Raw genomic sequence first — 17,123 nt, 5'->3', positions numbered from 1 at the left:
AGTAAATATATTGTCCATATTTGTAACGTCAAACGTAACACAATAATAACAATGTCAGACAATCCACCCAAACAATTACATGAAATAGCTACGCTGCGAGCTGCTGCGATAATCAGGACAGCACAGGAGCTTAAAGTAACGCCACACATGGTTAGGCTTTCGCTCAACAATAAGCGGCACTCCGATACAGCAGCCAAGTGCTGCGAAGTGTTTGAAATGAAATTTGAAAAAATCAAAACCCTGTAATCTAATGTGGAAAATCACCGAGCATAAAGAGGCCAAAAGTCGCCAAGACATTATGGTATTAGCTATGATTAAAGAAATCATAGAACACAAGACATACATCACTTACGCTGGGTCATTCATTGACGAATTTAAAAGCAGGTTGGCCGAAATTCCTCGTGCTAATAAATATTCCGCTGACTTGATGTATCGGACGTTTACGAATGACGAATGGGGCAAAACACTCAAGATTGCAAAACTCAATGTGTTGGGTGATGTCAAGGCAATTATGTACACCCTTTCTTTTGAATCAACTTCCAAAACACCAATCCAATGAAAACAAATAGCTTTTTAGAGCCAAGAATGAGCCTGTTGAAAAAAGCCACCAAAGCAGGTTGGCCATGCGACGAGTCGTTGCAATCGTGGGAAGATATTGAATGGGATGCTCGCGAGTACCTTGCTAATAAGGTAGATAATGCCGATAAACTTAATAGAATTCAGGCCGTCTACTACCATCAAGAGGAAGGAGGATTTCTTGAATGTGAATTACCTATCGGCGGTGATGCTGCTCCAAAATCCGATAGAACGGTCGTCGTGCGAGGGGTAGAAGTTGCGGCGGCTGTAATATGTGATGCTGACGGCGTTTGCTACTTAGTCCATGAATGACAAAGCCACTCCCGAAGCCGCCCGCGTGTATGAGTTAGCCGAAGCACTCAACGAGGCCATTGCCGCCGCTACCGCCAAAGGCTATTATATACGTGTCTGGACGGATAAACCGCTACTTGTACAGGTCTATATCCCTGTGCCAGCACCCAAGCAAGACGAACCGCACCCATTTTAATTACTGCTATGCCTCATTTCTGGAATAATATAGTTGTCGTAACGAAAGATGAACTTGTACCAAGTTTTTTTGCTACATGGAATACGCTGAAAAGTGAGATACAACGCTATAAAGATAAGTCTTACGGGATTAAGCGATTGCAGTCTGGAGGTAATGGCCGCCAATTATTGATTGCCTTCGATAGCCTGCCGATAGAAATACGTGAGGCACTGGGCGACCCTCGCAAGCTGAATCATATCATGGAGCGATTTTACACGGTCGATGCTGAGGCCGTGAGATTCTTCTCAGATTACCGATTCGATGACGCGAGAGCCTTATCCGATGAGCATCAGGAGCTTTACATCACTAATGCCTGTGTGCTAAATGCCGCGATTAAGCTCATGGCCGCTCGCCGTCAGGAGCGAATTACGAAAGGTGGCAAGACGACTGGCATCATGGCCACGATATGCAGCGATGTAGCGAGCTTTAACGAGGTGCTTAAAGCAAAGTATCAGGTGCAGCACAACTTGCCCGAAAGCGAAAAACGCTTTAAAGAGACGTTTAAAAGCTATCAATCAGAGGGATATGTGGTACTGGTGTCGCAGAAATTGGGCAAGAAAAACGCCCAAAAAGTAACCGATACAGTGCTGGAAGTGCTTGAGGCGATGTTCGCGAAAGACTCACAGAAGCCAACGGCCACTGAAATACACAGACGATATTCGTTGTTTTTGGCAGGCTCGGCCAAGCTAATCAACACAGATACAGGCGAGGAGTATAACCCGTCCATGTTCAAGGAGTTAAGCCAAGCGACAGTGCATAATTATCTGAAGTCGTGGAAATCGAAGATTGCGACTTATGGCATTAGAAGCGGCGACCGTCAGAAGTTTATGACGGCCTTCAAAACGCCACATAGCTTGGAAAAACCAAAGTATGCAGGTTCGATAATCTCGGTAGATGACCGCCAACCGCCGTTTAAGTGCTTGGAAATTGATGGTGAACGCATCTGGTTCTACAACGCAATTGATTTAGGAAGCGAAGCCTTCACGTGCTGGGTACACGGGAAATCGAAAGAGGGAATTATCGTTGATTTCTATCGCCAGTTGGTGCGCAATTATCACGAATGGGGCTTGCCGATGCCGCATGAGATAGAGGCAGAAAGCGCGTTAAACTCTTCATTCGTAGATACTTTCTTGAAAAAAGGTGCAATGTTTCAGGAAGTGCGCATCGAGGCGAACAACGCACGCGGAAAACGCATAGAACGCTACTACGGCGAATTGCGCTACCGCTACGAAAAGCAGCGAACTGGTTGGCTGGCAAGACCATTCGCACTTTCAGAAGCCAATCAGGCAGGACCAGACAAGCAACCGAAGCTCTTGTATCAAACAATCGTAGATGGTTGTTTGGCAGACATCGAAGAGTGGAACAATTCGCCTCACAGCGTACACACAGACAAAAGCCGCTGGCAGGTGTTTTTGGAAAATCAGCACCCGAAGCTCAAGCCAACGAACTGGAAAGGCATATTGCCGCACTTGGGCTTTAAGACCCAAACAAGCTGCAATGCAGGCCAAATCAGGCTTAATAATAAGCTGTTTTTGCTTGGAAATAACGGCAAAGTAGCATTAGGCGATGAGCTTATTACGCTGATGAGCAGATGCGAAGGCCAAGACTTAGACATCTATTGGCTGGACGGCAACGACGGCGAAGTAATCAAAGCACTGGTGTACTTACGCGGCGGCTCAACGCTCATGTGCGAGGCCGTAGCCAAACCAAGATATGCTCGTGCGGTGCTGGAACAAACGCCAGACGATTTGGCGCAACGCGAAATAATGTCTGCGTACGTCGCCACAATCGAAGCCTACGGGCGAAACAAACGCAATGCAATTGAGCAAGTGATTTTTATCGACGAATCAAAGAGACGATTTAATGACTTCAGTATCACGGGCAATAACAAACCTAAAGCAACAGTCAGCAGTGAGCGTGCAGCAATTTTGCCACCGCCACCAGACGATGACGAAGTGTTAGTGCCTGCTTTTCCTAGGATAACATTATTTGAAAGATTTTAATTAACAACCCCTACAAACATGAAACTTTCCGAAGAATTTAAAGAAAAAGTAATTGTGGCTCTGATGGAGCAGCGCGAAAATTTTGGCGGCTCAGATGCCGCTTACGCCAAGCGTTACGGTATATCGCCCGCGATATATTCGCGCTTGAAAAATGGTGAACGCGCTAATATTATTGCCGAAAGTGTGCTGCTTAATATTGGCCGCGAGCTTGGAATTGATTTGCGCGAACGTAAGTGGAGTGTGGCCGAGACAGATGTTTTCAAAATCATATCCGAAGACATTGTATTCTGTCAGCAAAATGCGAAAGCACGCATCTGTGTAGATGATTGCGGCATTGGCAAGACTTTTTCGGCCAAATACTTAGCTAAAACACGCCAAAATTGCTTCTATGTTGATGCCAGCCAAGCTAAAACAAAGCAATTGTTTATCCGACTGTTGGCCAAAACAATAGGCATCGACTCAACAGGTAAGTATTCTGAGGTGAAGGCTAACCTAAAGTATTACACCAAGCAGCTGATTGAGCCAGTGATTATCATAGATGAGGCTGGAGATTTGGACTACCCAGCCTTCCTTGAGCTAAAGGAGCTATGGAATGCTACCGAAAATGCTTGCGGTTGGTATTTGATGGGTGCAGATGGCCTTCGCCAAAAAATCACATCGGGAATCAGGACTCGTAAAGTAGGCTATCGCGAATTGTTCTCAAGATTCTCTGAACGCTATACTACGACAGTGCCGACGGGTGTGCAAGACCGCCGAGCATTTTACAAGAAACTCATTACTGATGTATTGGCCGCCAACATGAGCGACAGTAATCACATGAGTATGATTGTCAATAAGTGCTTGGAGAATGATTCGCAGGGTGAGATTGGCGGGTTGCGTCGGGCTGAAAGTTTGTTACTAATCCTTGAAAATCAGCAGCAAAATGACAGATATTAACAGAGTCACACTGTCTCGCGCCTTGTCGCCGAAAAATTTGCTTGACAAAACACACAAGTTATTCGAGTTCGGTAACCAGTGGGCGGAGGTATTCGGGCAGCCCGAACAGTTCGGAGCTTGGATAATTTACGGAAATGAAAAAAACGGCAAGACATGGTTTGCCTTGCTGCTTGCCAAGCACTTAGCTCAATTTCAGCAAGTGTTATATGTGTCGGCGGAAGAGGGTACTGGGGCAGCGTTCTGCCAAGCCGTTGGGCGTGCAGGAATTACAGACAAAACAAGCAACATTTTGTTTTTGGAATACGAATCCATCGACGAACTGCGTGTAAGACTTTCACGGCGGCAAGCGGCTAAGGTAGTGTTCATCGACAACGTCACAATTTATGCCGACGAACTCAAGAATGGTGTTTTTCGCAAGTTGTTGCATGATTTCCCAAGCGTACTATTTGTGTTTTTAGCCCACGAAGAGCGCAACGAGCCGACGACTGCAACGGGTAAGCTCATTAAAAAGTTGGCTAAAATCATAGTGCGCGTGCAGGGTCTTGCTGCCAATGTCGGTGGCAGGTGCAAAGGCGGAAACCTAATCATTGACGAAGAGCGAGCAGCATTGTTTCACGGCCAAAACATCTTACAGCAATGAACATCAGAAAATTATTGATGCAAGTCAATCAGGCTGAAGTATGCCGAAAACTTGGCTGGTCAGAAGAGCAGTACAATGAGTTGCAACTTGAAACAGGGTTACAGTTTTTGCAACTATATAGCCTGCCTGAATATGCTGATAACAAGGTGTTTTGGGCATGGTTTCGCAACCAGTGGGATATGAGAGACGAGCGGTTTTTGCTCAGTATCAGCCAAATCCCGACGCTTGAGCGAGAAGATAAGTATCTCGCTACACACAGTATTCTTAACAATTCGTTTTTTCCACCTCACAACATTATCAATTATGCTTAGGATTGAAGAATTAGATATGCTCGGTATTTACACTGCCAAAAGCGATTGTAAATACTACAAGCGCAAGGCCGAGCAAGCACGGGCGAAAGGAGACGGCCGCACGGCTCGCGAATTGTACGATGAAGCTGATAGAGCTAATGCACGTTTGCAGGAATACCGCGAAAAATATAACCTGACAAATGTATGACTACGCAAGAAGCCACTAATTATAACGCTCAACTAAATTTCTTGATTTCGAAAATAGAGAAGGCGAGAGAACTTGTAGCCAAGCATTACGCAGATGCCGAAACGCAGGCCTTGTGTCGGTCAGATTTGGCCAAACTTGAAAATCAACTAAAGCAACTTGATGCTCAGTATGAAAAAGCGACTAACGATAATTCTGAAAGCGGAGGAAGTGCTGCTACTGCGCAGCGCGATTGAACATATCGCGGCTGACATTGAAGCGATATGTGCCTCCGAAGAGTCAAAGCGACAGTACTGGCAATTGGTGAATCTCACGCTCATAGATTTTTACCAAGCGAATTACGCGAACTTAATGCTGCTGCGATTAGATAATAAGTTCAAAGTTAGTGCGCCGCAATTGTCAGCTATCCTATCAGTGCTGTATTTTTTAGACACACCGCAATCAATGGAATTGGCCGACTACGTTAGAACTTCGGCTAAAACTAAGCTTACGAATGCCACCGACATGGCCAGTGTCGCATTCACCCAAGCAATCACGATTTAAACCCCAATTAAATATCATGGAAACCCTAATTAAGCCGCCAGCACGCGAAATGTCGCTGGTGCAGAACCAACATGCCATTGCTGATTGGCTTAGTATCAGCCGTGAAGAGCTTTTTTGGCTCAAAGTAGAGTGCGCATTACGCTACCTCGAAGACGAATGTGCAGGCTCAAACACCTACAAGTTCAGGCAAGCGATGCAATCAGAGCGATTATGGGCAGGCATTAGCGAACACCTCGACGCGGTCGATGCGTATGTTTTGAAAAATGTAAGGTATTGCCCCGCCACTCAAAAGCACGCTATTGCGCTAAGTCCTACGACGATGGTATATCAGACGACTACGCCACTGGCAATGTATGAAGAGTTTACTGTTTGGTTTTTAACGACTTGGGTAGTGTAGCGATGAAATGGGCATCAATAATTATTAGCCTTGGAGGTCGGGCTATTGAAACCATCGACATTGAGTATGAAGATGTAAGTGATGGCAAGTGCATCGAAGTTGATTCGGTCGTAGGGTTTGAACCTGAAGAAGAAGAAGACCCTGAAGACATACTTCCGTGATTAGTGGAACAGTCTTTGATACACATTAAGTATCTGATTCACAGTTTTTAATTTCAAATTTTAACAATAAAAAAATGTCGATTGCTAAGCAAATTATATTAGATGAGCTTGAGAGTCAGACCCACCCTGAATGGGTTGAAGATGTAATATTTGACGCATTAGAGTTCTATGCCAATTCTGGGCCAAAAGGGATAAGTTGCAGTGTGGCCTACGCTATTAAGGAACGAATTAAAGAAGCTGAAGCCATAACTGCAAACCCAAAAAATCCTACGAGAAAGGCTAAAAAATCAACCTAAAACTACCGTTTGCGCCTTAAATGGCAAAATGTATAATTTCAAATTTTAACAATAAAAAAAATGTCTAAGACACAAGTAACACAAGAGCAATTGGCTGCGATTAAAGCCAAACCATTTGACCAACTTACTGGCGAAGAGCAAGAAATATTGCTTGGCGATGCGGCGGCGAAAAAGGCCGCTAAGCAAAATGGACTGCGCGAAACGTATAGCTCAATGCGAGATTCGCTAATCGTTGGGCTGCTGACTCGTGCGGAGAAATTATCTGCTGATATGACCGCATTTAAAACACAAGCAATTGCCGAGCTTGATACGTTCGCGGAGATTATGAAAGAGTACAGTGGTCGTGCAGACAATGCCGACGACAAAGGCAACTTCACGATTGAGTCGCCTGATGGTTTGGCAAAAATTATCTTTTCCAACAACGAAAAGAGCAAGTTCAACGAGCTTTCTATTGAAGCGGAAAAGCATATCATGCTGTTTATCAACAGCGAGTTTGGGGATAAGCCCGCTGCAAAAATTATTACTACGTTACTTGAGCGTACAAAAGGCAGCTTAGATATTAAGCTGATTCAGAGGCTCTATAAGATGGAAAATGACTATCAAGACGAGAACTGGAAACGCGGCATTGAGTTGCTGAAGGAGTCTTGGCAGCCTACCGACGTGGCAAGCTACGTGCGTTTTTACAAACGCCCAACCAAGCAAGACAAATACACGCTGGTCAATCTTAATTTTTCCGCCGCCTAATTTTCAAACCCCAATTCCCCCGTTTTCGGGGGAATTAAACCCCTACTAAAATGGAAATAAAATTAACCCCTGAGACATATACTTGTATGTTCTCAAACGCCAAAGGGCAACAGATATGTGCGCTACTTCTGTCAAAAGCAGCGAATAGTATTACAGTCAAACATCGTGATGGTACTTTAGAGTTAATTCTTATTACTAATAATGAGCTTGTATCACTTCGTAATGCTATCAATAAAATACTTGATGAGCCGCAGCCATACGCGAAGCTCGAACTAACTAATGAAGAGTTAGGGCTTGCTTGTAATGTTTTTCAGCGTTATGAAGCAGAACCCAATGAACAAAAAGATTGGCTGTCTATCTGCGATAAAATAGACTATGAACTTCTCAGACACCTTAAAGATGAAAAATAGACTCAATTTCACCGAAATCAATAAACGCCTTGTATTGGTTTTTAATGATGGCAGTTTTTCGACCACAACAGGCTTGTGTTATTGGGCGGAAAAAGATTTTCATGTTGCCCAAAAAACACATTGTTATCTGCACGATAACAAACGCCCCGCACCGATAGAGCCAGCGAACCGCCAGATATTGGAGGCGTTATGTGATGAGCTTTCAGCCGATACACTGGCGATGGTCAAAATCAGACTTCTGTTGTGTAACAATGACTTCAATACGATTTACCTGTTTTGCCCAGAGCATGACTTGTCGCCGATGCAGCAGATAAAGATGGCGCATCTTATCGCCGCAATGGTTAATCTCACGGCATGGAAAGTAGTTGTGATGACGCACAGCGATTACCTTATCAAAGAGCTATGTTCGTGCATCATGTTTGGCGATTTAGTGGCGGCGGGCTATCAACATCAGCGGCCAATAAACTATCAAATGTATTTTGCGATAAATCGTAAGGAATTGGTGGCGTACAATGCAATTAGTGGCGGTGGTTTTAAAGAATTGCAAATAAACGAATTTGGTTTTTTAGGACTTGAACACATTGAACGTGCTATTGACTTGCTGGATGTCAATGAAGATCATTTTATCGGTTTAGTTTTTGGTTTATTATGAAATACGCACTTATAATTCACTTGATACTTGGCTTGTTGGTATTTTTCTTTTTGTATTATAACGATAAAGAAAATCAGCTTACAACTCAATCAACTATCTCGAATGTTTCTACGGCACTCGTTATGTTGTCTATTATACTTTTATTTGGGTCTGTTTTTGCTTTTTTGCACGTCTGCCCAGTGTACATATATATTGAGGTTCTTTGGTTAAAGAAATACGATAACATGTCAGCTAAATCACTGGATTTTTTGGCAGATGAATATTTTTCCCAGAAATACAAAGATTGGAATTTCATTCGTAGTGCCATCGAAAGGCATTGTGTTAGAATTGTTTTCAAACGCAATAATCGTGAGTTAAAGCCAACACATTTACGTTCAAAATATTGATTATGACACGAAAATACGCTATCCAAACCACGAAGTACACCGAGCAAGTAGTGTTCGAGTACGACGAAGAATCGGGCTTATTGGTTGGCCTGCACATCGAAGCTGGCTTGCCAGTCGGACCGCATGAATGGATACTGGAGCATCTGCCCCGAACCACTACAGAGTTACAAGACTTTGTCGCTGCCGTAACATCACCGCACACAAGAGTAATTGAAGTGCCTCACGATTTGAGCTTTGAGCGTTTTTGGGACCAATACACCAAGAAAGTGAACAAAGCTCGCTGTATTAAGCTCTTTGAAAAACTCAGCGATGCGGATAAGCTCAAAGCCATCACTACAGTAACGCCATACCTTGAATACTGCAAACGCACTGGTTTTCGGGGTGTGGCCGACCCAGAGAAGTACCTAAACGCAGGATATTATGAAACAGACTGGAAGCGAGAACGTTAAGTACGCTACGCCTGACCAAAAACAATATTTGGCCGTGTTGTGCAAAAAAAATGGCATTGATGCGGAGGCGAAAAAGCAACTGGTCAGTGCGGCAAGCGAAGGCAGAGCTGAGAGTTCTGACGACTTGTATCTCAAAGAGGCACAGTCCTTGATTAAACAATTGGTAGAGAAGACTACGGGCGAACTACCCATTACGGCTGAAGAGCGAATGCGGAGTAAAATAATAAGTGTCGCTCATCAACTGAGGTGGAAGCTGCCTGATGGCCGCGCAGACATTGAACGGTTAAATAACTGGTGCATCAAGTACGGAGCAGGTGTAACCCTCAACCAAGCCAACGCCGAGCAACTTCGCAAGATGGTGACGGCCATTGAAAATATTTTAAAACAACAATTAAATCAAATTTAAAATCATGAGAACTGATGTTGAAATTGAAAAGATTTGCAGGCAAATATTAAGGCTTTCTCCCCAAAAAATAAGAGTAGCACTATGCGGTGGGCTGATAATTGGAGCTTTTAAATCATTGACACATTACAACATTGAACTCAATGATAATAGCTTTAATATATTCGTGGCTGTCGTCGGCGAAAAGTTGTCGGGTAACAAAGACATTGAATATGAATGGCTTGATGAAGAGTATAATATGATTCTTGAAATACGCCAAGCCTACTTGTAATGCGTGGGCTTTTAATCCCCTCTTAATTATATGAATAACGAAAATTTGACATGGCAACAAGGTGTGCCGACAAACCCATTACAACGAATTAGAGAAACTTTCTCCCGTACGTCACAAGACAACGCTCAAGATAAATGGACAGCATTTCTATATGCAATTATAGTAGGCTGGAATAACGCATCTTTTGAAGAACTGAAAGTCAAACACAACTGGACTGACGAAGACATTCAAATGATGAAAGAATGGCATGAAAGCTATAATAATCTATGGAATCTTTTTGTCGAAATGCAATCTGTGAAAGGAGACTTTAACGCAATTAAAGAGAAGGCCGAAAAATGGGATGCGCTTTCTAATGAAATTGCGGCGTGCTATGAGTCAGAAAGTGAAGAACAACCTGATTTATTAGCGATTGGCGAAATAGCTGCACAGGCTTTCGACTGGCTTTAATCACTAATCCCTCACCCCAAAGCCTACGTGTAATGCGTGGGCTTTGGAAAAACCAAAATGAAACTACGAATAGTATTGCAAGTAATACACTTTTTTATAAATTTGAGCTTCAAATAATCCCTTATTTTTATGAAAAATGTAATTATATTATCTCTTGTGGCTCTTATGGCCACAGCCTGTGGCGGAAATCCAGAAAAAGATAGAGCAACTAATTTAATTAAAAATAACATCGGAAAATCGCTGCCATTCGATGATGTTAAAATTGCTTCTGTCGAAAATGGAACAGGTGTAATCGTTGATGGTTCTTGGTGTTATTGGATTGATAAAGATGGCAATGTTTTTTGTGTAAATGGAACTTCGCGTGGTGTTTGGCCAAAATCAAAAGAATGTGTACAAGCTCCTATCCAATCAACATTTTCAGATATAGAAAAAATAGCTAAATAATTTTACCCAAACATTTGCATTTCTGAAATTTACCTTTCACATTTGCTATGCCTAATAATTACTGTTGAGGTTCAAAACTCGACAAATTTTCTCGAAAATAACATTAATACCATGTTATAAGCTGGTACGATAGGAAACGACCGTACAGATTCCTCGCCTCGGCGGTAATTGTTAGGCACAGCTAAGTAACATGGTATTTTTGTGCAAAAACTTTTCTTATGCCTAACAAGAAAGAAAGTCCAGCTCCGACAAAAAACGAGCAAATGGTAATTGCCAACAACGGGCAGCCCATCACTACCAGCCGCAAGGTAGCCCAAGCCTTCGGGAAAGAACACAAAATAGTAATGCGCGACATCAGGGAACTGGGTTGCTCGCCAGAATTCGGCGGGTACAATTTTGTACCCACCTCTTATCTTGACAAACAAGGGAAAGAACGTCCTGAGTATCAGATAACGAAAAATGGCTTCGTGATGCTTGTCATGGGTTACACTGGCGAAAATGCGATGGCCTTCAAAGAAGCCTACATTGCAGCCTTCGATAAAATGGAGGCGCAATTGCACAGCTACTTTTTGCCAGCAGAGCAGCAAGGTAAGTTTGCAGGTTTGCAACCAGTGGTGCATACGGGCGTAAAATGCTTTTGCTACATAGACGTGCTTAGAGCCGTTGGGTTTAGCACACGTAGCGGCTCGGTTTATGGCCGCCGCAAAAAGTTTGGTACGCATTTTTTCAAGGTATTTGGCCGCACGTTTATTACGGCAGACTACGCCAATCATCTCGATGCAACTAAACAACTAATGTTAGAAGCAAGTAAAATGCAATTAGATATTCCATTTCAGGAAGAAGGAGGTGTATCATGCTAAATCCGCAACCAATAATAGACGTGTTCACGCGCAATTTTGACCCAGAAGTTGCCGAACAATATATCGACGAAATAGTAATGCACTACACACTGGTGAGTTTGGAAGCAGAAAAGCCAATTAAATCAGACTTATTTGAATTTTTATGGTTGCTTCGGGATGCGGTTAAAGAATCTCAAAAGCCAGAACAAAAGGAATAGCATACTTTTTTAACTAAGAGAGCTTTTTAGCTCTCTTTTTTTATTGACAAAAAACTGACAATCTGCTATTTTTGTAGAAAAATCTTCCACGAAATATGCGAAACAAAGAACAATTAGCTAAAAGAAACCAGAAATTGCGAAAAATGTACGATGAGTATTCGGCTAAAAAATATAATGGCCGCAAAATGTACACTACCGAGTATATCGTAGGGCTTATTGCTGATACTTTTTTTTTGGCATATCGTACAGTGTACGACATACTATTTTCACGACAAATCGTACAAGCTGCCTAACGGCGGCGTAGATGGTGCTGGTGGCGAGCCGCCCGTCTTCGAGATAGTTACATTGCCATCGAGTGTAATGGTTGTGCGAGGCTTATGTATTGTTTCGCTGTCAGCCACAACGAGCTTAGTAGTAAATGTGAGTATTAGTACATTCACATTACTACGGCTCGTTTTTTTCTTGATTTCCTTGAGCGTAATGCTGCCGACTTCATCACTTTTCCAGCCATTTACATACGCCAAAACAGCCTGTGCATAGTCGTACACTTTTAAGGCTTCGTCCACATTGCTTGCTCCTATGTTTGTATCCTCCAGTGTCGTATTCGCCACGTACAGGGAGAAGTCTATATTCATGATTTGGTGAAGTCGGCCAATATCATTCGGCGTAATCAATGGCTCGAAAAATACGGCTGGGTAATCAACTGGCGACTCGTCTTCTTCCCAATCATCTTGGCCTTGATATTCATCAAAGTATTTGATAATCAAATTGCCGTCTTCGTCCTTGCACTCGCTAAGAATGTATGCGCCAAGTGCTTTGTATAGATTTACAATATGTTTAAACATTGTTGAAAAGTTCGTTAAATCGTGCTTCCATTTGTGTTTTCATGCGATTGCCAAGATTGACCGTATAGCCTAAAAATTGGCGTTTCGGGAGCTTGATGTTCTGCTTGCGCTGATGCGCCCGAACTGTACTAATACTTCCGACGACTTTCTTTTTTATCGTATAAGTTTTACGAGACTTAAGGCTGGTTTGCGATACTCGCATAGACTTGATATTGTGCCGTTGGTGCTCAGGTACATTCTGTACTACTTGCCCGACAAAGCCTTTATTGTGTGCTTGTGCGTAAGGCTTGTCAGAAAATGCGCGAATATCCAGTCCGCGCGAATCGGTGCGAAGGCTGCGCCATAACTGGCCAGAGCCTTTACCAATCAATATGCCGCGACCTGCATCTTTGTCATTTTTTCGTTTAGCCCACGGTTTCCCATCCCAGCCTTGTTTTTTAAAAGATCCAACACTCTCATTCAGCAGCTCTACTCTGGTAATTGCCACGCAATCACGTACTAATTGCGTGGCCAATTGTTTTAAATTCTTATCAAATCCCATCTATTCTTTGCTTAGCATCTTCATAGTAGCCTTTATCAATCTCACACCCTAAGCCATTAAATTGAATATTAGGGTATTCTTGTGACAACTCAAGAGTAGCTATTAAGGTAGAGCCACTACCTGCGAAAAAGTCCACAACTGATATACTTTCTGTTTTTTTATTGAAACACAAAGCCATGATTCGCTTTAGTAGTTTAACAGGCTTTTGCGTTGGATGTATGGCTGAATAATGGTCGCGAACCTGTTTGATAATACTTTTCTCGTTTAGTCCAAAGGTTATAGATTGAGCAACGTCTGTACATCTATTTCCAGAGCATCTTTTGTCTGCATTTACATAGTGTTTTGTAAATTTATCATGTGATTCATAATCACTTCGTATAATGGATTTTTCGTTACAGCCACATGCCATAGATTGAGCAACAGTAACTACCTTTAATCCGTCCTTAGCTTTTGTGCCGCAAAGAGTTGTCGGTACGTTTTTTTTGAAATCTCCCGAAAAGTCGCTTCTGATTATAGATTTTTCGTTTAACCCCTCTTGCGTAGAGCGCTCTACCGCTACACATCTATCCATTGTACCATGCTCGCCATTATCTGCGTGGCGATGCTTATAAGTAGCTTCGTGATACGCTACTGTATTGTTTTCCAAGAAGTCAAGCACCGCCTGCATAGACTTAGTGTCCTTAAAGATTGAACGCATACGCTTAATATCCTGCACAATACTACCTATGTCATGTTTTTTCATCTCCAAATAAGGCACTTTCACTTTGTGAATCTTACCTATGATAGACCACAACGAAACGGTTTCATGTACTCTACTAATAGCCATCAAGGGGCTTGAACATTGGGATTTATCCCAAATTATTTCCTCCTTGAAATTAAACCCAAGTTCGGCAAGCATTGTATTCCAACGATAAAACGAAGTACCACGCCCGAATAAGATAACAAATCCTTCAGGCTTAATAATCCTTGCGATGCCATCAAACAACGCCTTTTCGTTAAAAGGTATATCAAGTTTATGTTTTAAATAAAGATACGGAGGGTCTATACATACAATATCCACTGACTTGTCAGGAATATTGTTAATGTGATTTGCGAAATCAGTATTAAGTAATGTTATCATATTTTGAGTTTGTCGTTTGTAAATGCCTTGATGTCATTCATTTGTGAGCGCGTTACGTCGAAGTATGGGTGCGCGTCTTCTTTAAATATGATGCCCGACTTGCCCACGTTATTGGCGAATATTGGGCTAATGGTAGGCTGTACAATCGTAGCCTTATCCGTGGCCTTATCACGTGTTTGCGTTACGCGGCAGCGACAACCCCAATCATTTTGTGGCCAATAAGTATCCCAAAACGAATCGTTGAACGGTAGCACAATGCCTTCCAATTCTTGATGCGAAGGACGTACACGCTTGTCGCCTGCGGTCTCATAGCGTAGGTTAGGATAGGCATCCGTATTGGCGGCAAAATCCTGCCACATCTGAAACATTTGCCCAGACGCGAGTGCGGTGTTGCGTTCAACGCTCAGATACTGCACGTACATGTTATGTGTACCTTTCGCTAATCGCTTGAACTCAGATTCACTACGCACTTGCCCGTTTTCGTCGTATAATAGCTGCGACATCTCGCGCATCTGCTGCCACGTCTTGGCGGACGAAAACAGAAATATATTGTCGCGCATGAATTGTAGTAATTGATTATCGGGCTTCGTATAATCTACTGAAAGTAAATCAACACCCACGCCCTCATTGGCTACTTCGATAAGCGCGTCATTGATATATTGCCATAAGTCTGGGTCAATCTTCTGCGCTTTGCCATCAAATATTTTTTGAATCAGGCCGCCAAGTCCTTTAAATTCAGGCGTGTTATCGCTGGCCATTGTTACAGGGTATTCCGTGCGCATAATCGCGGACATCGGCTTTTGCGAATACATTGCTGGCATAGCGTAATACATTTTTCCCGTTTTCTTGGCCGCCACTTGCTCGACTACGTCGGTAATATTATTGACTGGTTTTAATACCGCCTCGCCGCCGCCAGTGCTTGATTTTTCCGTGATAAATTCAATCGGTACATCGTACTTATTGGCCACATACTCAGGGCTTACATGGTAGTGCCGCATCAGCGTATCATCAATCTTGATTTGGTCAAGTAAAGGAATCTGTGTCTTGTCGTCTCGCTCGAATTTGAAGCCATGCAATGGATAGCCGTGTGCCAGCAATCGCGGCATGAGCTGCGTATTGACGTTGTATTCCAAAAACGCACGGTCGGCAGCGTGTACTTCTTCGGCCACAGATTGATGCACCGCCGCCGAACCTGCATAGGATTTTTCGTTCGTTGTGCCAGTCTGGTGTAATACAGAAATAGACATTTGGCTGTCGCAATATGCCATCAATTCCGCGAAGCACTTATGTACATCGCTCTTGCTCACCTCAATAAATTTTAGCTCTTCACCAGGGTGTAAAATACCCCAGCCCGCTGCACCCATCTTGTCAAGAATCTCTGCCAATTTACGCTCTCGCTTGACATCTTGCCCATTCATAGTGACAGTCCTGAACGGTACGGCCAATTTGTCATTGAAACTTCCCCAAGTCGCTTGAGCGTATCGTTTGGCCAGCGCAATAGGCGTAATTCGCTCCATCAGACCTAAGTCTTTGCGCTCGCCGATTCCTATATAATAGAGATTATCGGGTGCGGCAGTGTAGTCAAATCCTGCCGATGCGGTGTCATAATCATAGGCAAACCACTTGTTAAGCTCTGGTCTTACGTGCGATTTGTTCACGCGCGAAATCTCTGAAATTTCGCGTATTTGTAAATTTTTATTGCCAATTGAAACGGTAGTTAATTGGTCATTAAATTCCGTTATTTCGGCCAGTGTGTAGCCATCAAATATGCTCATGGCCATATCCCGAATATAGCCCCTGAACCACATATTTTTGAACAAATCCTCTGCGCCTGTATCTTGCCGAAGTTCGCGCGTTACTTTGAATTTTGAATTCTGCAAAGACGTGATTCGAGTGCCAATAATGCCTGTCAAATGCAAGTCGCGGTACGCATTATCATACGTCCGATACAATTGCTTGCGATTGTACATGTGTGGGTTTTTGGCAAATTCGATGCCTTGCGACCACTCCAACAATGAGGCTGCTCGCTCACTGTGGAAATATGGAACAATCCCCTCACTTGCAGATTTATGACCTTTCGCGGCGGCCAACATCTGCAATGAAGTCGTATCTAATCTATCGAATGCCAATTGCATCAGCTCATTATCACCTATTGCTTTTGGCTTTTTCTTAAAAATATCCCACATATTAGTATAGGGTTTGTTGGGGGGTGTTGCTGCCCCAAATTGGATAATCAATTGAGTCGTTAATCACCACTGGGCGCGGCAGGTCTGGCGTTATTTCCTTGCCCAGCACCTGAGCAAGCCATTCGCGTTCTTCGTCGTATCTGTCTCGGCGAAGCTGCGGTATTTTTCGCGGATTAATTCGAGTATGTAGCTTGTATATCGCAATGGCCGTAACGCAATCTACTATGCGTGCTGGTCGGGGGTCGTGTTCGGCCCAATAAGTACTATTGGTTGGGTCGATGCCACTACAGTCTTGTTTGCATTTGTAGAATTTTTCTTCAAAATATACATAATTAACAATCTGATTATTAAGCCTGTATATCGTTCTATCATAATCGGCTGGCGCAGCTTTGTATTCTGAAAGCGCGTCATAATCTGAAATAATCGGGAAGCAGTCCTCCGCGGCAAAGCGTTCGCGTAGGTAATCAATGGCAAACGTAGTAGCCTGTGTATCGGCAATGATTATATTATTATCATCATCGCCACGAATACTGTCGAATTGGTCCTGCTTGAGTGCGGCCTGTAAGTCGCTGGTGGTAAGGAAGTAGTATAGCAT

General features: G+C 43.2%; 29 protein-coding genes. 24 read left to right on the top strand and 5 right to left on the bottom strand.

Annotation, left to right across the window (positions count from 1 at the left end; all coding sequences use genetic code 11):
• Positions 1-51: 51 nt before the first annotated feature.
• From BM090_RS02840 to BM090_RS02720, 24 genes are all read left to right on the top strand, one after another.
• Positions 52-246, top strand: coding sequence for a hypothetical protein (locus tag BM090_RS02840; protein WP_091506983.1), 195 nt, complete (start codon positions 52-54; stop codon positions 244-246).
• A gap of 4 nt (positions 247-250) precedes the next feature.
• The gene (locus BM090_RS02835; protein ID WP_091506980.1) at positions 251-559 is read left to right on the top strand and encodes a hypothetical protein; all 309 of its coding nucleotides are present in this window, start codon (positions 251-253) and stop codon (positions 557-559) included.
• Entirely contained in the window at positions 556-888 is a 333-nt protein-coding gene (locus BM090_RS02830; protein ID WP_091506978.1) for a hypothetical protein, read from the top strand. The genes BM090_RS02835 and BM090_RS02830 overlap by 4 nt, the downstream gene beginning before the upstream one ends.
• Positions 881-1,063 carry a hypothetical protein gene (locus BM090_RS02825; protein ID WP_091506976.1) on the top strand — a complete coding sequence of 61 codons (183 nt, stop codon included), beginning with the start codon at positions 881-883 and terminating at the stop codon, positions 1,061-1,063. Before BM090_RS02830 ends, BM090_RS02825 begins: the two co-directional genes overlap by 8 nt.
• Before the next feature lie 8 nt (positions 1,064-1,071).
• Positions 1,072-3,105: a hypothetical protein gene (locus BM090_RS02820; protein WP_091506972.1), complete on the top strand. Its 2,034-nt coding sequence runs from the start codon at positions 1,072-1,074 to the stop codon at positions 3,103-3,105.
• A gap of 18 nt (positions 3,106-3,123) precedes the next feature.
• The gene (locus tag BM090_RS02815; RefSeq protein ID WP_091506968.1) at positions 3,124-4,041 is read left to right on the top strand and encodes an AAA family ATPase; all 918 of its coding nucleotides are present in this window, start codon (positions 3,124-3,126) and stop codon (positions 4,039-4,041) included.
• A complete protein-coding gene (locus BM090_RS02810) occupies positions 4,028-4,681 on the top strand; it encodes an AAA family ATPase (RefSeq protein WP_091506965.1) in 654 nt (217 codons plus the stop codon). Before BM090_RS02815 ends, BM090_RS02810 begins: the two co-directional genes overlap by 14 nt.
• A complete protein-coding gene (locus BM090_RS02805; protein WP_091506962.1) occupies positions 4,678-4,992 on the top strand; it encodes a hypothetical protein in 315 nt (104 codons plus the stop codon). The genes BM090_RS02810 and BM090_RS02805 overlap by 4 nt, the downstream gene beginning before the upstream one ends.
• A complete protein-coding gene (locus BM090_RS02800) occupies positions 4,985-5,179 on the top strand; it encodes a hypothetical protein (RefSeq protein ID WP_091506959.1) in 195 nt (64 codons plus the stop codon). Before BM090_RS02805 ends, BM090_RS02800 begins: the two co-directional genes overlap by 8 nt.
• The gene (locus BM090_RS02795) at positions 5,176-5,412 is read left to right on the top strand and encodes a hypothetical protein (protein ID WP_091506957.1); all 237 of its coding nucleotides are present in this window, start codon (positions 5,176-5,178) and stop codon (positions 5,410-5,412) included. Before BM090_RS02800 ends, BM090_RS02795 begins: the two co-directional genes overlap by 4 nt.
• A gap of 64 nt (positions 5,413-5,476) precedes the next feature.
• Positions 5,477-5,719 carry a hypothetical protein gene (locus BM090_RS02790; protein ID WP_143083844.1) on the top strand — a complete coding sequence of 81 codons (243 nt, stop codon included), beginning with the start codon at positions 5,477-5,479 and terminating at the stop codon, positions 5,717-5,719.
• A 16-nt stretch (positions 5,720-5,735) separates the two neighbouring features.
• Positions 5,736-6,116, top strand: a complete 381-nt coding sequence (locus tag BM090_RS02785) for a hypothetical protein (protein WP_091506951.1) — start codon at positions 5,736-5,738, stop codon at positions 6,114-6,116.
• A 235-nt stretch (positions 6,117-6,351) separates the two neighbouring features.
• On the top strand, positions 6,352-6,573 hold the full coding sequence (locus BM090_RS02780) for a hypothetical protein (protein WP_091506948.1): 222 nt from the start codon (positions 6,352-6,354) through the stop codon (positions 6,571-6,573).
• Between the two features lie 60 nt (positions 6,574-6,633).
• Positions 6,634-7,317: a DUF3164 family protein gene (locus BM090_RS02775; RefSeq protein ID WP_091506945.1), complete on the top strand. Its 684-nt coding sequence runs from the start codon at positions 6,634-6,636 to the stop codon at positions 7,315-7,317.
• 50 nt (positions 7,318-7,367) lie between these two features.
• Positions 7,368-7,727 (top strand): hypothetical protein, encoded by a 360-nt coding sequence (locus tag BM090_RS02770; RefSeq protein ID WP_091506942.1) that lies wholly within the window; start codon positions 7,368-7,370, stop codon positions 7,725-7,727.
• A complete protein-coding gene (locus tag BM090_RS02765; protein ID WP_091506939.1) occupies positions 7,717-8,379 on the top strand; it encodes a hypothetical protein in 663 nt (220 codons plus the stop codon). Before BM090_RS02770 ends, BM090_RS02765 begins: the two co-directional genes overlap by 11 nt.
• A gap of 388 nt (positions 8,380-8,767) precedes the next feature.
• The gene (locus tag BM090_RS02755) at positions 8,768-9,214 is read left to right on the top strand and encodes a hypothetical protein (protein WP_091506933.1); all 447 of its coding nucleotides are present in this window, start codon (positions 8,768-8,770) and stop codon (positions 9,212-9,214) included.
• Positions 9,186-9,620 carry a hypothetical protein gene (locus BM090_RS02750; protein WP_091506930.1) on the top strand — a complete coding sequence of 145 codons (435 nt, stop codon included), beginning with the start codon at positions 9,186-9,188 and terminating at the stop codon, positions 9,618-9,620. The genes BM090_RS02755 and BM090_RS02750 overlap by 29 nt, the downstream gene beginning before the upstream one ends.
• 4 nt (positions 9,621-9,624) lie before the next feature.
• Positions 9,625-9,888 (top strand): hypothetical protein, encoded by a 264-nt coding sequence (locus BM090_RS02745; RefSeq protein WP_091506926.1) that lies wholly within the window; start codon positions 9,625-9,627, stop codon positions 9,886-9,888.
• A gap of 30 nt (positions 9,889-9,918) precedes the next feature.
• Positions 9,919-10,335, top strand: a complete 417-nt coding sequence (locus BM090_RS02740) for a hypothetical protein (protein ID WP_091506922.1) — start codon at positions 9,919-9,921, stop codon at positions 10,333-10,335.
• A gap of 129 nt (positions 10,336-10,464) precedes the next feature.
• The gene (locus BM090_RS02735) at positions 10,465-10,779 is read left to right on the top strand and encodes a putative periplasmic lipoprotein (protein ID WP_091506918.1); all 315 of its coding nucleotides are present in this window, start codon (positions 10,465-10,467) and stop codon (positions 10,777-10,779) included.
• A gap of 218 nt (positions 10,780-10,997) precedes the next feature.
• Positions 10,998-11,639, top strand: a complete 642-nt coding sequence (locus BM090_RS02730) for a Rha family transcriptional regulator (RefSeq protein ID WP_091506915.1) — start codon at positions 10,998-11,000, stop codon at positions 11,637-11,639.
• Positions 11,633-11,836 (top strand): hypothetical protein, encoded by a 204-nt coding sequence (locus BM090_RS02725; protein ID WP_091506911.1) that lies wholly within the window; start codon positions 11,633-11,635, stop codon positions 11,834-11,836. The genes BM090_RS02730 and BM090_RS02725 overlap by 7 nt, the downstream gene beginning before the upstream one ends.
• Positions 11,837-11,931: 95 nt before the next feature.
• Positions 11,932-12,129 (top strand): hypothetical protein, encoded by a 198-nt coding sequence (locus BM090_RS02720; protein ID WP_091506908.1) that lies wholly within the window; start codon positions 11,932-11,934, stop codon positions 12,127-12,129.
• Here BM090_RS02720 and BM090_RS02715 read toward each other — a convergent pair.
• From BM090_RS02715 to BM090_RS02695, 5 genes are read right to left on the bottom strand one after another with little or no spacing between them, the layout of a single operon-like run.
• Positions 12,103-12,681 carry a hypothetical protein gene (locus BM090_RS02715; RefSeq protein WP_091506904.1) on the bottom strand — a complete coding sequence of 193 codons (579 nt, stop codon included), beginning with the start codon at positions 12,679-12,681 and terminating at the stop codon, positions 12,103-12,105. The genes BM090_RS02720 and BM090_RS02715 overlap by 27 nt on opposite strands.
• Positions 12,674-13,195 (bottom strand): phage virion morphogenesis protein, encoded by a 522-nt coding sequence (locus BM090_RS02710; RefSeq protein WP_221405324.1) that lies wholly within the window; start codon positions 13,193-13,195, stop codon positions 12,674-12,676. Before BM090_RS02710 ends, BM090_RS02715 begins: the two co-directional genes overlap by 8 nt.
• A gap of 16 nt (positions 13,196-13,211) precedes the next feature.
• The gene (locus tag BM090_RS02705; protein ID WP_091506896.1) at positions 13,212-14,342 is read right to left on the bottom strand and encodes a DNA methyltransferase; all 1,131 of its coding nucleotides are present in this window, start codon (positions 14,340-14,342) and stop codon (positions 13,212-13,214) included.
• Positions 14,339-16,528 (bottom strand): phage portal protein family protein, encoded by a 2,190-nt coding sequence (locus BM090_RS02700; RefSeq protein WP_091506893.1) that lies wholly within the window; start codon positions 16,526-16,528, stop codon positions 14,339-14,341. Before BM090_RS02700 ends, BM090_RS02705 begins: the two co-directional genes overlap by 4 nt.
• Position 16,529: 1 nt before the next feature.
• Positions 16,530-17,123: a hypothetical protein gene (locus tag BM090_RS02695; RefSeq protein WP_091506890.1), complete on the bottom strand. Its 594-nt coding sequence runs from the start codon at positions 17,121-17,123 to the stop codon at positions 16,530-16,532.

Source organism: Flexibacter flexilis DSM 6793, from assembly GCF_900112255.1.
GTDB classification, from domain to species: Bacteria; Bacteroidota; Bacteroidia; order Cytophagales; family Flexibacteraceae; genus Flexibacter; species Flexibacter flexilis.
The sequence above is the reverse complement of the archived record's forward strand: the minus strand, read 5'-3'. Positions and strand labels throughout refer to the sequence as shown.

What these genes read in the sequence shown, in the direction of transcription:
- BM090_RS02810 (WP_091506965.1), top strand. Translation starts at nt 4,028, where the DNA reads ATGACAGATATTAACAGAGTCACACTGTCTCGCGCCTTGTCGCCGAAA.
- BM090_RS02785 (WP_091506951.1), top strand. Translation starts at nt 5,736, where the DNA reads ATGGAAACCCTAATTAAGCCGCCAGCACGCGAAATGTCGCTGGTGCAG.
- BM090_RS02725 (WP_091506911.1), top strand. Translation starts at nt 11,633, where the DNA reads ATGCTAAATCCGCAACCAATAATAGACGTGTTCACGCGCAATTTTGAC.
- BM090_RS02830 (WP_091506978.1), top strand. Translation starts at nt 556, where the DNA reads ATGAAAACAAATAGCTTTTTAGAGCCAAGAATGAGCCTGTTGAAAAAA.
- BM090_RS02735 (WP_091506918.1), top strand. Translation starts at nt 10,465, where the DNA reads ATGAAAAATGTAATTATATTATCTCTTGTGGCTCTTATGGCCACAGCC.
- BM090_RS02795 (WP_091506957.1), top strand. Translation starts at nt 5,176, where the DNA reads ATGACTACGCAAGAAGCCACTAATTATAACGCTCAACTAAATTTCTTG.
- BM090_RS02840 (WP_091506983.1), top strand. Translation starts at nt 52, where the DNA reads ATGTCAGACAATCCACCCAAACAATTACATGAAATAGCTACGCTGCGA.
- BM090_RS02800 (WP_091506959.1), top strand. Translation starts at nt 4,985, where the DNA reads ATGCTTAGGATTGAAGAATTAGATATGCTCGGTATTTACACTGCCAAA.
- BM090_RS02745 (WP_091506926.1), top strand. Translation starts at nt 9,625, where the DNA reads ATGAGAACTGATGTTGAAATTGAAAAGATTTGCAGGCAAATATTAAGG.
- BM090_RS02805 (WP_091506962.1), top strand. Translation starts at nt 4,678, where the DNA reads ATGAACATCAGAAAATTATTGATGCAAGTCAATCAGGCTGAAGTATGC.
- BM090_RS02815 (WP_091506968.1), top strand. Translation starts at nt 3,124, where the DNA reads ATGAAACTTTCCGAAGAATTTAAAGAAAAAGTAATTGTGGCTCTGATG.
- BM090_RS02770 (WP_091506942.1), top strand. Translation starts at nt 7,368, where the DNA reads ATGGAAATAAAATTAACCCCTGAGACATATACTTGTATGTTCTCAAAC.
- BM090_RS02740 (WP_091506922.1), top strand. Translation starts at nt 9,919, where the DNA reads ATGAATAACGAAAATTTGACATGGCAACAAGGTGTGCCGACAAACCCA.
- BM090_RS02720 (WP_091506908.1), top strand. Translation starts at nt 11,932, where the DNA reads ATGCGAAACAAAGAACAATTAGCTAAAAGAAACCAGAAATTGCGAAAA.
- BM090_RS02700 (WP_091506893.1), bottom strand. Translation starts at nt 16,528, where the DNA reads ATGTGGGATATTTTTAAGAAAAAGCCAAAAGCAATAGGTGATAATGAG.
- BM090_RS02835 (WP_091506980.1), top strand. Translation starts at nt 251, where the DNA reads ATGTGGAAAATCACCGAGCATAAAGAGGCCAAAAGTCGCCAAGACATT.
- BM090_RS02730 (WP_091506915.1), top strand. Translation starts at nt 10,998, where the DNA reads ATGCCTAACAAGAAAGAAAGTCCAGCTCCGACAAAAAACGAGCAAATG.
- BM090_RS02820 (WP_091506972.1), top strand. Translation starts at nt 1,072, where the DNA reads ATGCCTCATTTCTGGAATAATATAGTTGTCGTAACGAAAGATGAACTT.
- BM090_RS02775 (WP_091506945.1), top strand. Translation starts at nt 6,634, where the DNA reads ATGTCTAAGACACAAGTAACACAAGAGCAATTGGCTGCGATTAAAGCC.
- BM090_RS02755 (WP_091506933.1), top strand. Translation starts at nt 8,768, where the DNA reads ATGACACGAAAATACGCTATCCAAACCACGAAGTACACCGAGCAAGTA.
- BM090_RS02715 (WP_091506904.1), bottom strand. Translation starts at nt 12,681, where the DNA reads ATGTTTAAACATATTGTAAATCTATACAAAGCACTTGGCGCATACATT.
- BM090_RS02825 (WP_091506976.1), top strand. Translation starts at nt 881, where the DNA reads ATGAATGACAAAGCCACTCCCGAAGCCGCCCGCGTGTATGAGTTAGCC.
- BM090_RS02765 (WP_091506939.1), top strand. Translation starts at nt 7,717, where the DNA reads ATGAAAAATAGACTCAATTTCACCGAAATCAATAAACGCCTTGTATTG.
- BM090_RS02750 (WP_091506930.1), top strand. Translation starts at nt 9,186, where the DNA reads ATGAAACAGACTGGAAGCGAGAACGTTAAGTACGCTACGCCTGACCAA.
- BM090_RS02780 (WP_091506948.1), top strand. Translation starts at nt 6,352, where the DNA reads ATGTCGATTGCTAAGCAAATTATATTAGATGAGCTTGAGAGTCAGACC.
- BM090_RS02695 (WP_091506890.1), bottom strand. Translation starts at nt 17,123, where the DNA reads ATGCTATACTACTTCCTTACCACCAGCGACTTACAGGCCGCACTCAAG.
- BM090_RS02705 (WP_091506896.1), bottom strand. Translation starts at nt 14,342, where the DNA reads ATGATAACATTACTTAATACTGATTTCGCAAATCACATTAACAATATT.